The sequence below is a fragment of the Plantactinospora sp. DSM 117369 genome, assembly GCF_053764795.1.
In genome coordinates, this window is sequence record NZ_CM132446.1 from 1,883,409 (window position 1) to 1,896,515 (window position 13,107).

General features: G+C 72.7%; 11 protein-coding genes. 5 read left to right on the forward strand and 6 right to left on the reverse strand.

Annotation, left to right across the window (positions count from 1 at the left end):
- Positions 1-116 precede the first annotated feature (116 nt).
- Together ACSMXO_RS08420 and ACSMXO_RS08425 are read right to left on the reverse strand one after the other, a co-directional pair.
- Positions 117-1,292, reverse strand: a complete 1,176-nt coding sequence (locus ACSMXO_RS08420; RefSeq protein ID WP_455417293.1) for a tetratricopeptide repeat protein — start codon at positions 1,290-1,292, stop codon at positions 117-119.
- Positions 1,292-2,626 carry an AAA family ATPase gene (locus tag ACSMXO_RS08425; protein WP_455417294.1) on the reverse strand — a complete coding sequence of 445 codons (1,335 nt, stop codon included), beginning with the start codon at positions 2,624-2,626 and terminating at the stop codon, positions 1,292-1,294. The genes ACSMXO_RS08420 and ACSMXO_RS08425 overlap by 1 nt, the downstream gene beginning before the upstream one ends.
- A 397-nt stretch (positions 2,627-3,023) precedes the next feature.
- On the opposite strand from ACSMXO_RS08425, the gene ACSMXO_RS08430 reads away from it, so the two are divergent.
- Complete coding sequence (locus ACSMXO_RS08430) at positions 3,024-4,118, forward strand: D-alanine--D-alanine ligase family protein (RefSeq protein WP_346256258.1); 1,095 nt, start codon at positions 3,024-3,026, stop codon at positions 4,116-4,118.
- 76 nt (positions 4,119-4,194) lie between these two features.
- Here ACSMXO_RS08430 and ACSMXO_RS08435 read toward each other — a convergent pair whose 3' ends face one another.
- On the reverse strand, positions 4,195-4,896 hold the full coding sequence (locus ACSMXO_RS08435) for a DUF3515 family protein (protein ID WP_455417295.1): 702 nt from the start codon (positions 4,894-4,896) through the stop codon (positions 4,195-4,197).
- Positions 4,897-4,899: 3 nt separating this feature from the next.
- Positions 4,900-5,133: an Lrp/AsnC ligand binding domain-containing protein gene (locus ACSMXO_RS08440; protein WP_101370271.1), complete on the reverse strand. Its 234-nt coding sequence runs from the start codon at positions 5,131-5,133 to the stop codon at positions 4,900-4,902.
- Between the two features lie 215 nt (positions 5,134-5,348).
- Here ACSMXO_RS08440 and ACSMXO_RS08445 point away from each other — a divergent pair, with 215 nt between their 5' ends.
- Both ACSMXO_RS08445 and ACSMXO_RS08450 read left to right on the forward strand, forming a co-directional pair.
- Complete coding sequence (locus ACSMXO_RS08445) at positions 5,349-6,287, forward strand: thiamine-phosphate kinase (RefSeq protein WP_455417296.1); 939 nt, start codon at positions 5,349-5,351, stop codon at positions 6,285-6,287.
- Positions 6,288-6,385: 98 nt separating this feature from the next.
- Entirely contained in the window at positions 6,386-6,853 is a 468-nt protein-coding gene (locus tag ACSMXO_RS08450) for a GNAT family N-acetyltransferase (RefSeq protein WP_455417297.1), read from the forward strand.
- A gap of 174 nt (positions 6,854-7,027) precedes the next feature.
- On the opposite strand, the gene rpmB is transcribed toward ACSMXO_RS08450, so the two are convergent.
- The gene (gene rpmB / locus ACSMXO_RS08455) at positions 7,028-7,219 is read right to left on the reverse strand and encodes a 50S ribosomal protein L28 (protein WP_101370273.1); all 192 of its coding nucleotides are present in this window, start codon (positions 7,217-7,219) and stop codon (positions 7,028-7,030) included.
- Positions 7,220-7,440: 221 nt separating this feature from the next.
- On the opposite strand from rpmB, the gene ACSMXO_RS08460 reads away from it, so the two are divergent.
- Both ACSMXO_RS08460 and recG read left to right on the forward strand, forming a co-directional pair.
- A complete protein-coding gene (locus ACSMXO_RS08460) occupies positions 7,441-9,075 on the forward strand; it encodes a DAK2 domain-containing protein (protein WP_455417298.1) in 1,635 nt (544 codons plus the stop codon).
- Positions 9,076-9,190: 115 nt separating this feature from the next.
- Complete coding sequence (recG, locus tag ACSMXO_RS08465) at positions 9,191-11,437, forward strand: ATP-dependent DNA helicase RecG (protein WP_455417299.1); 2,247 nt, start codon at positions 9,191-9,193, stop codon at positions 11,435-11,437.
- A gap of 225 nt (positions 11,438-11,662) precedes the next feature.
- Here recG and ACSMXO_RS08470 read toward each other — a convergent pair whose 3' ends face one another.
- Positions 11,663-12,793, reverse strand: a complete 1,131-nt coding sequence (locus ACSMXO_RS08470; RefSeq protein WP_346256264.1) for a cell wall anchor protein — start codon at positions 12,791-12,793, stop codon at positions 11,663-11,665.
- Between the last annotated feature and the right edge of the window lie 314 nt (positions 12,794-13,107).

The window sequence follows — 13,107 nt, forward strand, 5'->3', positions numbered from 1 at the left end:
CGCCGGTCGGGTCGCCGGTTCGGTCGCCCGGGGTGAGCGGTCACCCGCCACAGGTGGTCAGCCGCCCGAGGTGAGCGGTCAGCCGCCATAGGTGGTCAGCCGCCACAGGTGAGCGGTCAGCCGCCCGAGAGGAGGCGGCGGAACCGGAACCAGCAGCGGCGGACCAGCAGACCCACCTCGACCGCGGCCCGGCTGCGCCACCGGATGATCAGCGTCAGCAGCGGCACGACCATCGCCGTCGTGCCGACGACGACGACCGCGACCGGCGGATGCGGGCCGAGCGTGAAGAGCAGCATGCCGAGCAGCAGCGCGGCGAGCCGCAGCGGCGCGGTGACGAAGGAGAACCGGTAGCGGTTGGCCAGCACCAGCGCGCGGATCGGCGCGGAGAGCCGGTTGAACCGCCAGCGCAGCAGCGCGAGAACGGCAGCCGCGCCGGCCAGCGCCACCAGCACCCCGCTGGCCGCCGCGAGCGGCCGGGACGCGATCGCCTCCTGCAACGTCCCCACCACGAAGGCGACGAACAGGAGTACGACGCAGCCGAGATCGGTCAGCAGCCAGAGCGCCCGGCGGGCATTGCGGGTGCCGGCCCGGATCGCGACCGGATCGGTGGGTACCGTCTGGAGCACCCCGGCCATGGCCGGCGAGGCGCGTACCGCCCGACCCCGGTCACTGTCCAGGGTGGCCAGCCCGTACAACGCCTGCGGGTCGTCGGGGGCGAGCCGCAGCGCCTCCAGGTACGCCGCCCGGGCCCGGCCGAACTCCGCCATCCGGCGCTGCACCTTGCCCTCGGTGATGTGCGCCCAGACACTCTCCGGGTCGAGTTCCCTGGCCCGCCGGGTCGCGGCCAGCGCGGCGAGCACGGTCCGGGTACCGCTGCCGCGCAGCAGCGCCTCGGCCCGGGCGAGTTCGTTGCGGGCGTCGTCCGGATCGAGGGAGCGGGCCAGCTCGGCGGCGGCGAGCGCCTCGGGGATCCGGCCGAGCTGACGGAGCGCCAGGGAGCGGTTGCGCTGCAACTGTGGGCTCTCCGGGGTACGCCGGGCCGCGCTGTCGAGCACGGTCAGCATGTCTCCCCAGCGGCCCTCCCGCTGGTAGCAGTAGCCGAGCACCTGTAGGGCGTGGCTGTCGCCCGGATCGCCCTGGAGCGCCTGGCTGATCAGCGGGTACGCCGCCTTGACCCGGCCGACCTGGGCGAGCTGCAACGCCCGTTCCAGGAGCGAGTTCTTGGCGTCTGCGCCCGTACCGGCCCCGGCGGCCCCGGCGGCCCCGGCGGCCCCGGTGGCATCGGCGGTCATCAGATCAGCTTCCGCCGCTTCAGATAGCCGACCAGGTCGTCGTACATGCCGCCCTCGTTGGCGAACATCGCCACGTTCCGGGCGGTGGCGAACCACGGCTTGGTGGACGGGCGGACGTCCTTCAGCGCCCGGTCGAAGTCGCGCTGCTCGATCATCCGTACCTCGCCGCGCCGGATCGAGTCGGCCATCGCGTACTCGGCGGCCGACTCGCACAGGTGTGCCAGGTCGGCGCCGGAGAAGTCCTCGGTGGCGGCGACGATCCGGCGTATGTCGATGTTGGCGATCGGCCGCTCCCGCAGGTGGTACTCCAGGATCGAGGTCCGGGCCGGAGCGTCCGGCGGGAGTACCAGGACCACCCGGTCGAGGCGGCCGGGCCGGCGCAGCGCGGGGTCCACGTCCCAGGGCGTGTTGGTGGCGGCCAGCACGAAGACGCCCTCGTTGTTGCCCTCCACGCCGTCGAGTTCGGCGAGCAGTTGGTTGCCGATCGTCCGCATCCCGCTAGAGGTGACCTTGGAGCGCTTGTGCCCGAGCGCGTCGACCTCGTCGAGGAAGAGTACGCACGGCGCGCTGCGCCGGGCCGTCTGGAACAGCTCGTGCAGGTTGCGCTCGGAGTTGCCGATCCACATGTCCAGCACGTCCACGATGGAGAGCGAGATGAACTTGGCGCCCATCTCGCCGGCGATCGCCTTGGCCAGGAACGTCTTGCCGCAGCCGGGCGGGCCGTACAGCATCAGGCCGCCGCGCAGGCTCTTGCCGTACAGCTTGCGCAGTTCCGGGTTGCGCAGCGGGCCGAGGAAGGCCAGTTCCAGCCGTTCCTTGACCTCGGTCATCCCGCCGACGTCGCCGAGCCGGACGGTGGAGACCTCGACGTCGAACATCCGGTCGCCGTCCCCGGTCACCGGCTCGGGCTGGTCTCCGGCCGGCGAGAAGCGCGGCGGCACCACGTCGGCGAGTTCCTGCTCGTAGGCGGCGAGCGAGTCGTCGCCCGGCTGGCCCGGTCGGGGTGGCCGGGCCGGTGGCGGTGGATCCGCTGCGGCTCTGGTGCCGGCCGCCGGTTCGGCGGCGGCGTCCGGGCCGGTCGCCGGGCCCGGCGCGGGCGTGCCGGAGGCCGGCGTACCGGGCGCGGGTGCACCGCCGCCCAGGGCCCGCTGCATCAGGGCCTGTGCCTGCGGGTCGGCCGGGTTGCTGGCGAGCGCCTGCCCGACGTGCGCGATCGCCTCGGCGGGGCGCCCGGCGTCGAGGAGCAGCCCGGCGAGGTGCAGCCGCAGCGGAACGTCCTGCGGGCTCGCGTTCACCGCCGAGGTCAGGCTGTCGATGACCGAATCGGAACTCACAAGACGAGCAGCCTAGACGGCAGCGGTCCCGGCGGCGACACACCCGCAACTCCGGTCGCCGCAGCCCCTCAAGCGCCGGTACGTCACCGGTTACCCGTTGTGCTCGGCTCGCTCACTCCGGTAGAGGTTTCCCGGCGCTGAAAAGGGGTGTAGACCCGGGAGTAGGCCACGCAGAGTAGGGTCACCCGGTGAGCGCACGAGGAGCGACGGCAGCACCGCTGGGTCTCCGGCCGGGCGGACCCCGTCGGGTGACGCGTTCGGCCAGCGACGACGCGGGCCAGCGGTGCCGCGCTCGGCCAGCGATGACGCCGGCCAGCGGTGCCGCGCTCGGCCAGCGACGACGCCGGCCAGCGGTGACGCGAGCGACCAGCGGTGACGCGAACGAAAGGTGACCGGAGTGACCACCCCAGGCAAGACCCGCGTGGCCGTCGTCTTCGGCGGCCGCAGTACGGAGCACGCGATCTCCTGCGTCAGCGCGGGCAGCATCCTCGGCGCCCTCGACCCCGACGAGTACGACGTGGTTCCGGTGGGCATCACCCGGGCCGGCCAGTGGGTACTGACCGACGGTGACCCTGCCCAGCTCGCGATCACCGAGCGGCGGCTGCCCGAGATCACCGCCGCCGCCGGATCCACCGTGGTGTTGCCGGCCGACCCGACCGGCGACGGTCTGATGGTGCTGGACCCGTCCCAGGGGCCCCAGGCACTCGCCGGAGTCGACGTGGTCTTTCCGGCGCTGCACGGCGCGTACGGCGAGGACGGCACCATCCAGGGGTTGCTGGAGATGGCCGGCATCCCGTACGTCGGTGCGAACGTCTTCGCCTCGGCGGCGGCGATGGACAAGGAGTTCACCAAGAAGCTGGCGGTCGCCGAGGGCATCCCGGTGGGGCCGTACGTGGTGCTGCGCAGCGGGGTTAGCCTGACCGAGGAGGACAAGGAGCGGCTCGGGCTGCCGGTCTTCGTCAAGCCGTCCCGGGCGGGTTCGTCGGTCGGGATCAGCAAGGTCTCCGACTGGGCCGATCTCGACGACGCCGTCGCGCTGGCCCGGCAGGTCGACCCGAAGGTGCTGGTCGAGGGCGCGATCGTCGGCCGGGAGATCGAGTGCGGGGTGCTGGAAGCCGAGGCCGGTGGCGGCCCGGAGGCGTCGCTGCTGGCCGAGATCCGGGTGGCCGAGCACGACTTCTACGACTTCGAGGCGAAATACCTCGACGCCAGCGACTACGACATCCCGGCCGAGCTGCCGGACCGGGTGACCCGGCAGGTCCAGGAGTACGCCTGCCGCACGTTCACCGCGCTGGACTGCGCCGGTCTGGCCCGGGTCGACTTCTTCGTCACGCCGGAACTGGACGTCTACCTCAACGAGATCAACACCATGCCGGGGTTCACCCCCACCTCGATGTTCCCGCAGATGTGGGCGGCGACCGGGCTGGAGTACCCCAAGCTGGTGAACCGGCTGATCCGGACCGCGCTGCGTCGAGGCACCGGTCTGCATTGACAAACGTCTGTTCGCTGCCGCCCGTCAGGGGTGGGTCGGCCGGACCGGAAACGGCGTGGCGTCGGTGGGATGGCGGTCAGCCCTCGGCGCAGCCGGTCGGCACGTCCGGCACCGACGGCACCGAGGCGACCAGGGACTCCGACACGGGTGCCGCCCACTGCACCGTCTGCTCCTGCCCGGCCGGCACGCTGAGCCGGACCGGCACCTCACGGTCCACAGTGGTCAGTACCAGGCCGCCGTCGCGGTGTTCGGTGAGCCAGCAGACCTTGTTGATCATCCAGAGGTCGGGGACGTCCGGAACGGCTGGCCGGGCCACGCCGCAGGCCACGGTGATGGCCGGGTCGCCGTACGCGGCGTTCTGCTCCGGGCCGGCGGTGACCGGGCGCTGGGCGAGGGCGCGGAGGGTGGCCGGCAACCGGGACAGCAGGGCCCGGCAGACCGTGGCCGGCCGTTCGGCCAGGGCCGGGGCGGCCATCTGCACCGGCGTGGTCGCCTGCGGTGCGGCCGAGGTCGGCGTCGCGGCGGGCTTCTCGACCGGATCCGGGCTGAGCTGGCCGAAGACCAGCACCGCGACGAGGACGGTCAGCGGTAGGGCGACCACCGTGGCCCAGAGCGCCGCCTGCCGGGTGGTCCGGTCCGGCCCGGCCCCGGTCGGCGAGCCCGCCGGACGACCGGTCGCCGCCGCCTCCGACCCTGACTCGACCGCTTCCGGCTGCGAGGCGGCTGCTTCCGGCTGGGTCTGGTGCCCGTCCGGCTGGCCGGACTTCGTGCTCCGCACCACTTACAACCGGACCACGGAGCAGGTCAGCGTGCGGGTGATGCCGGGCACCAACTGCACCTTGCTGACGATCATCTTGCCCAACTCGTCGACGGTGTGTGCCTCGGTGAGCACGACCACGTCGTACGGGCCGGTGACGGCGTCGACGCGGACGACTCCAGGAATATCCGAGATGTGCGCGGCCACGTCACGTGCCCTTCCGACCTCTGTCTGGATGAGGATGTACGCCTGGACCACGACCCGCCTCCCGTCCGCCGCCGAGCGGCTAGACCGTGAAAATACCGTACGGAGCAGGTCGGATCCCGATCGGTGGTCGGAGGAGACACGATGAGCGATCGAATCGGCCGGCCCGGTGCGGGTGCGGCACCGGATCCGGAGGTACCCGGAAACCGGTGGCCGCGACCAGCCACGGGCCCGGCCGGGACGGCTGCCGAGCGTGCCCGGAGGTCGGTGTGAGCGTCGCGAGGGCCGGCGAGTTCGGCCTGATCGCCCGGGTCACCGCCCGGCTGGGCGCCGGACACGCCACGCTGCTCGGGCCGGGCGACGACGCGGCGGTGGTGCACGCCCCCGACGGCCGGGTGGTCGCCTCGACGGACGTACTGGTCGAGGGGCGGCACTTCCGCCGGGACTGGGCGAGCGCGGTGGACATCGGGCACCGGGCCGCCGCGGCGAACCTGGCCGACGTGGCGGCGATGGGCGCGGTGCCGACCGCGCTGCTCGTCGCGCTCTGCATGCCGCCGGACCTGGAGGTGCAGTGGGCGGAGGAGTTGGCCGACGGCCTGGCGGCGGAGGCGGCCCGGGTCGGGGCGAGCGTGGTCGGCGGGGACATGTCGGCCAGCCCCACCCTGACCATCGCGGTGACCGCCCTCGGTGACCTCGGCGGGCTGCCCCCGGTGGTGCGCAGCGGCGCACGGGCCGGCGATGTCGTCGCGCTCGCCGGTCGGCTGGGCTACGCCGCTGCCGGCTACACCGTGCTGTCCCGCGGATTCCGTACCCCGAAGGTCCTGGTCGAGGCGTACCGGCGGCCCGAGGTGCCGTACGGGGCGGGGCCGTCGGCGGCCCGGTTCGGCGCCACCGCCATGATCGACGTCTCGGACGGGCTCCTCGCCGACCTCGGTCACGTGGCGACGGCCAGCCGGGTCGGCATCGACCTGCTCGGCAGCGCGTTCGAGGTGCCTGAGCAGATGCGGGACGCCGCACACGCGCTCGGGGTGGATCCGCTGGCCTGGGTCCTCGGCGGTGGCGACGACCATGCGCTGGTGGCGACGTTCCCGGAGGACCTGCCGCTGCCGGGCGGCTTCCGGCTGATCGGTCACGTGGTGCATGGTGCCGGGGTGACCGTGGACGGGCGGGCGTACAAGGGATCGGGTGGCTGGGACCACTTCCGCTGACCGGCGTCGATCGAGCCGTCCGGTGCGCCGGTTTCCGGATCGGCGAGTACCCCGGGCCCGATCGGTAAGGCGTGAGCGTGGGTCGTACCCTTCACCGGGTGAGTGAGCTGGACATCCGCGCCGTCCCCTACGACTCCCCGGTCGCACAGCAACTGGTCGTCTCCGCGCTGGCCGACCTGGCGCAGCGGTACGGCGGCGGGGGCGACGAGACCCCCGTGGCGGCGTGCGAGTTCTCCCCGCCCGCCGGGGCGTTCCTGGTGGCGTACCTGGACGAGGTGCCGGTCGGCTGCGCCGGGTGGCGTACCCACGGCGGCACCGGCGACGTCGCCGAACTCAAGCGGATGTACGTCTCCCCGGCGGCTCGCGGTCGCGGCGTCGCCCGGCGGATGCTGTCAGCGGTCGAGGACTCGGCCCGGGAACACGGACGCCGCCGGTTGATCCTGGAGTGCGGCGACCGGCAGCCCGAGGCGATCGCGCTCTACAAGGGCAGCGGCTACGAGCGGATTCCGGACTTCGGCTACTACCGGGACGAGCCGGGGGTGCTCTCGTTCGGCCGCTCGCTCTGATCCGCCGGCCGGTCGGCACCCCTCACCTCGCCCGGCACCCGTTACCGGTGGCCCGCCCGGGTGGCGGGGGCGCGCCTGGATGGCGGGGCGCGCCTGAATGGTGGGTCCGGGGCGCACGACGATAGCCGCCGGAACACTGCTCCGGCGGCTATCCGAGCTTACGGTTGCCCAGGCTCAGGCGCGGGCGACCTTGCCGGCCTTGATGCACGAGGTGCAGACCTTGAGCTTGCGGGTCGTGCCACCACCCGCCGGGGTACGCACCGACTGGATGTTCGGGTTCCAGCGACGGTTGGTCCGCCGGTGCGAGTGGGACACGTTGTGGCCGAAGCCAGGCCCCTTGCCACAGATGTCGCACACGCTAGCCACGGGATACTCCTGGGAATTGATCGTTGTAGGTCGCCGGCAGGGTGCTGGCCGGGCAACCTGGCCAGGGTACCCGATGGCCGGGTCGCCGGGCGAATCGGCTGCACCGGTCCCGGCCCGCCGGCCGCTACGTCGCTCGTCCGCCGGATTTCCGCCGGACGCGGTGGCCGGAGTCGCCCGGCAGTGCCAGCGGGGCGTCAGGGTACGCCAGTAGGCTTCTCGCCGTGCTGGAGACCCTCGATGCCGCGGCCCTGCACCGGTGGTGTGCCGGCGGGTTGGCCGCGCTCAAGCGGCACCAGGACGAGATCAACCAGCTCAACGTCTATCCGGTTCCGGATGGCGACACCGGCACCAACCTGGTGCTCACGATGACCTCCGCCGAGCAGGCACTCCGGCTCGAACGGGACGATCCGGGCGTCGATGGACAGCCGGCACCCGCCCGCGTGCTGCGGCTGCTGGCCCGGGGTGCGCTGCTGGGCGCCCGGGGCAACTCGGGAGTGATCGTCTCGCAGATCCTGCGCGGCCTGGCCGACGCGCTCGGCGACACCCCCGAGGTCCGGGGTCGGGCGCTCGCCAGGGCACTGCGGGCGGCCGGCGCGGCGGCGTATTCGGCGGTGGCCGAGCCGGTGGAGGGGACCGTGCTCAGCGTCGTCACCGCTGCGGCGGCCGCCGCCGAACGGGCCGACACCGACGATCTTCCGGCGGTGGTCCGGGCCGCCGCGACCGCCGCCGCCGAGGCGCTGGCGCGTACCCCGGAGCAGTTGCCGGCGCTGGCCCGGGCCGGTGTGGTGGACGCGGGCGGGCGCGGCCTCTGCGTCCTGCTGGACGCGCTGGTCGAGGTGGTCACCGGTGCCGCACCGGATCGGCCGGGGCCCGCCCCGGCACCGCCACGCCGGCCGCTGGCGGCTGCCCGGGAGACCGGCTCCATCGAGTACGCCTACGAGGTGCAGTTCCTGCTCGACGCCGACCTGGCGGCGGTACGCCGGCTCCGCGCCGAACTGGCCCGGCTGGGCGACTCGCTGGTGGTGGTCGGCGACGAGGCGGAGACCACCGGCACGTCGACCTGGAACGTGCACGTACACGTCAACGACGTCGGGGCGGCGATCGAGGCCGGCGTGGTGGCCGGGCGGCCGTACCAGATCTCGGTCACCCGCTTCGAGGACCAGCTCCCGGGGGCGGGCCCGCCAGAGCCGGCTCCGGCGGACGCGCCGGAGCGGGCGGCGGTGGTGGTCGCCTCCGGTCCCGGGCTGGCGGCGATCTTCGCGGCCGAGGGGGCGACCGTGGTGGACGGCAATCCGTCCGCCGGGGAGCTGCTCGGGGCGGTCCGGTCGACCGGCGCGTCCCGGGTGGTGGTGCTGCCGAACGACCCGAACACCCAGGCGGTGGCCCGGGTGGCGGCCGAGGAGGCGCAGCCGTTCGGGATATCGGTGAGCGTGGTGCCGACCCGCTCCCCGGTGCAGGCGCTGGCCGCGCTCGCGGTCCGCGATCCGGCCCGCCGGTTCGCCGACGACGTGATCGCGATGGCCGAGGCGGCCGGCGCCTGCCGGTACGCCGAGGTCTGCCACGCCTCCCGGGAGGCGCTGACGGTCGCCGGCCGCTGCCACCCGGGTGACGTGCTCGGGCTGGTCGACGGCGAGGTGCACCTGATCGGCGGCGACCTGGTGCAGACCTGCACGGCGCTGCTCGACCGGATGCTCGGCGGCGGCGGTGAGCTGGTCACCCTGCTGCTCGGCGCCGACGCCCGGGAGGACCTGGCCGAGGTCCTCCGGGCCCACCTGGCCCGGCGCTGGCCCTTCGTCGAGGTGCACCACTACTCCGGCGGTCAGCCGTTCTACCCCTTGCTGGTGGGAGTCGAGTGACGCCGCTGGGGAAAGCCCGGACGACGGTGCTGGTGGAGAGCCGGCTGACGGTGCCGGTGGAGAGCCGGACGACGCTGCTGGTGGAGGATCGGATGAGAACGCTCGTGGGGGGCCGATGACAGCGAAGGAACCGGCCCCGGCCGGAGCGGTAGCGACCTCGGCCGACCTGGAGACACCGCTGCGCAAGCTGGTCGGCGAGAAGACGGCGAAGGCGCTCGCCAGCCATCTCGACCTGCACACCGCCGGTGACCTGCTCTACCACTTCCCGCGCCGCTACGACGAGCGGGGCGAGCACACCGACATCCGCTCCCTGGAGGTGGGGGAGCAGGTCACCGTGCTCGGCCAGGTGCAGCGTACGGCGGTCCGGCCGATGCGGCAGCGCCGGGGAAACCTGCTGGAGGTGACCGTCGGGGACGGCTCCGGCGGCGTACTGACGCTCACCTTTTTCGGCAACCAGGCGTGGCGGGAGCGGGATCTCAAGCCTGGCCGGTGGGGGATGTTCGCCGGCAAGGTCACCGAGTTCCGGGGCAAGCGCCAGCTCAACGGCCCGGAGTACGTCCTGCTTGGCGACGGCAGCGGCGACGGCGAGTCCGGCACCGGCGGCGAGGCGAGTGGGGAGATCGAGGAGTTTGCCGGGGCGCTGATCCCGGTCTATCCGGCCGCGGCGGCGGTGCCGACCTGGGTGATCGCCCGGTGTGTCCGGGTGGTGCTGGACACCGTCACGCCGCCGGAGGACCCGCTGCCGGCGACGCTGCGGGCCACCCGCAACCTGGTCGGGCTGGCCACCGCGCTGCGCGAGATCCACCGGCCGGCGAGCAAGGAGGAGCTGTACCGGGCCCGGCACCGGTTGAAGTGGGACGAGGCGTTCGCCCTGCAACTGACCCTGGTCCAGCGCAAGCACCGGGCGGCGGCCTGGCCGGCCAAGCCCCGGCCGCGCCGCGAGGGCGGGCTGCTGACCGCCTTCGACGGCCGGCTGCCGTACGAGCTGACCGCCGGGCAGCGCGCGGTCGGCGAGGAGGTCGCGGCGGATCTGGGTACCGCGCATCCGATGCACCGGCTGCTCCAGGGCGAGGTCGGCTCCGGCAAGACGGTCTGCGCGCTGCGCGCGATGCTCCAGGTGGTCGACGCGGGCGGCCAGGCCGCGCTGCTGGCCCCGACCGAGGTACTCGCCGCACAGCACTACCGGGGCATGCTCGACCTGCTCGGCCCGCTCGGTCGGGCCGGCGAGCTGGACGGCGACCCGGACGGCACCCGGCTTGCCCTGGTCACCGGCTCGCTCGGCGCGGCGGCCCGGCGGCGCGCCCTGGAGACCGTCGCGGCCGGGGCGGCCGGCATCGTGGTCGGCACCCACGCGCTGCTCTACGAGGGCGTCGACTTCGCCGACCTCGGCCTGGTGGTGGTGGACGAGCAGCACCGGTTCGGGGTGGAGCAGCGGGACGCGCTGCGGGCCAAGGCCGAGCAGCCGCCGCACGTGCTGGTGATGACGGCGACGCCGATCCCGCGCACCGTGGCGATGACCGTCTACGGCGACCTGGAGATCTCCACCCTCTCCCAGTTGCCGCGCGGCCGGTCGCCGATCGCCTCGCACGTCGTACCGGCGGCGGAGAAGCCGGCGTACCTGGACCGGGCCTGGCGCCGGCTGCGCGAGGAGGTCGCCGCCGGCCACCAGGCGTACGTGGTCTGCCCGCGCATCGGCGACCAGGCGGCGACCGCCGAGGAGGTCGGCGCGGTCGGCGAGGACGGTCGGCGTCCGCCGCTGGCGGTGGCCGAGGTGGCGCCGCTGCTCGCCGAGGGCCCGCTGCACGGGCTGCGGATCGGCGTACTGCACGGCCGGCTGCCGGCCGACGAGAAGGACTCGGTGATGCGCACCTTCGCGGCCGGCGAGCTGGACGTGCTGGTGGCGACCACCGTAATCGAGGTCGGGGTCGACGTGCCGAACGCGACCGTGATGATCGTGCTCGACGCGGACCGATTCGGCGTCTCCCAACTGCACCAGTTGCGCGGCCGGGTCGGCCGGGGCTCGGCGGCTGGGCTCTGCCTGCTGGTCACCGAGGCCGTCGAGGGTACGCCGGCCCGGGAGCGGCTGGACGCGGTCGCCTCCACCACGGACGGGTTCCGGCTGGCCGAACTCGACCTGGAGCAGCGCCGGGAGGGGGACGTACTCGGGGCGACCCAGTCCGGGCGGCGTTCGCACCTGCGGCTGCTGTCCCTGCTCAAGGACGCCAAGCTGATCCGGGACGCCCGGGTCGAGGCGATCGCCCTGGTCGAGGAGGATCCGGAGCTGGACCGGCACCCGGCCCTGGCCGCCTCGGTGGCCGCACTCGTCGACGAGGAACGCGCCGAATACCTGGAAAAGGGCTGACCGTCAGCTACTCGTCACAAGGCAACACGTACGCGTTGACGAAGAAGTGTTCGACCCTGCCCCAATGCAGATGACCAGCCTTCGCCTCGTCGCCCTGCCGGCCCACCCATGTCGCACGCCCCGCGCCGCTGGTATCGAGTACCCGGAAAGACGCTGAGGGCGCGCCGACCGTTTCCGGTCGACGCGCCCTCAGGCGGTTGGTTCAGTGGGTGCGATTGCTACCGATCAGGCGGTGAAGGTCACCCGACGGCGGCGAGCCACGATGTAGAGCACCACACCGGCGGCGAGCAGCAGCACGGCGCCAGCCGCGATGCCACCGGCAGCGGCACCGGTCAGCGGCAGCTCACCCTCGCCACCGCCACCGCCGGACTCGCAGTCCTCCGGCTTCTCCCAGGCGAGCGACTTACCCTCTTGTCCTTCGACCTTAGGCGTGACGGTCAGCCCCTCCTCCGCCGTGAACGTGACGGTTTCGACCTTGCCCGGCTCCACAGTGACGGTCTTCGCCTCGCCCTTGTTCGGGGTCAAGGTCACGGTGAAGGTCTTGCCATCCTTCGGGTTGTCGATCTCGAAGATGAACTCGTCACAGGTCATGGCGTAGCTGAGGGCCGGCTCGCCGGGTTCGACGCAGTCCTCGGCTGCCGGCGGAGCGGCATCGTAGAGAGCCTCCTTCTGGCCCTCCTCGGTTACCGTGATCTTGCCCGCGTTAGCCGCCGGCACCGCGACGGCCTTCTCCTCGCCAGCGGCGACGGTGACCTTCTCCTCGAAGCCCTCGCTGCCCTTCACGGTGAACTTGGCAGGCGCGGTGGCGTTCTCGCCGTTCTGGAGCTTGACCACGACGCTGCCGTCGCAGTCGGAACCAACGGTGGCAGCCGGGTTCGCGGTGGCCGGAGGCTCTTCCTCTTCCTTCTCACAGGTGCCGGCGAACTTGACCTCCGCGCCGGCCCACTTGTTTTCCTCGAACTGGTTGTCCCAATTCGCCTTCATCCGCATGGCGACACCGGTCGTCTCGGCGGGAAGGCTCTGCTTGAACTCGAGGTTCTGGTTCACCGGGTGCGGGTAGTTCTTGCCCTCGGTGACCTCGATGCCCGGGATCGTGAGCTCGGAGGCCGTGTCACCGACGAACTTCTGGGCCTCGACCTCGGCGAACTTGAACTTCTGCACATCGCGCGGGGCAACGCTGCGGACGGTCCAGGTAACGTCCCATTCGCCGGTGGTGGTGTTGCACTCACCCTCGACCTTGACCTCGCTGTGATGGGCGCTCGCGGGGGCGGCAACAGCTAGCGCCGCAGTCATGCCGAGGAAGGCAGCCCCGAGGATGGCGAGCGGCCGCCGGAGCGGCAGCTTAGGACGGATCACGCGTACTCCTGAGAGATGAGGGCGTCATGGTACGACGCGGGTGGGAGGCGAGCGGGGGCGCCATGGGGTGGCGCTCGACCTGCGAGAACCGCCTCCCCGACGTCGTAGGCCGGCGAGACGCAGCCGGCACAGCGCACGACCTTAGCGATTGGCGTGGTACAGAAACACCCTTCAGGGTCTTCTAACGATGATGTTGTAAATTCGAGACCATTGATATACGGGTGGTAGTGAACGTATTTCCCTCGGTGTACTCGGCGTACCCGTTTGTCCGGTTGGCGTTCATCGGAGGTGTGTTGCCACCCGTGCCGAACCGG

Coding starts and splice junctions, on each gene's coding strand:
- recG (WP_455417299.1), top strand. CDS start 9,191: ATGACAGCGAAGGAACCGGCCCCGGCCGGAGCGGTAGCGACCTCGGCC.
- ACSMXO_RS08420 (WP_455417293.1), bottom strand. CDS start 1,292: ATGACCGCCGATGCCACCGGGGCCGCCGGGGCCGCCGGGGCCGCCGGG.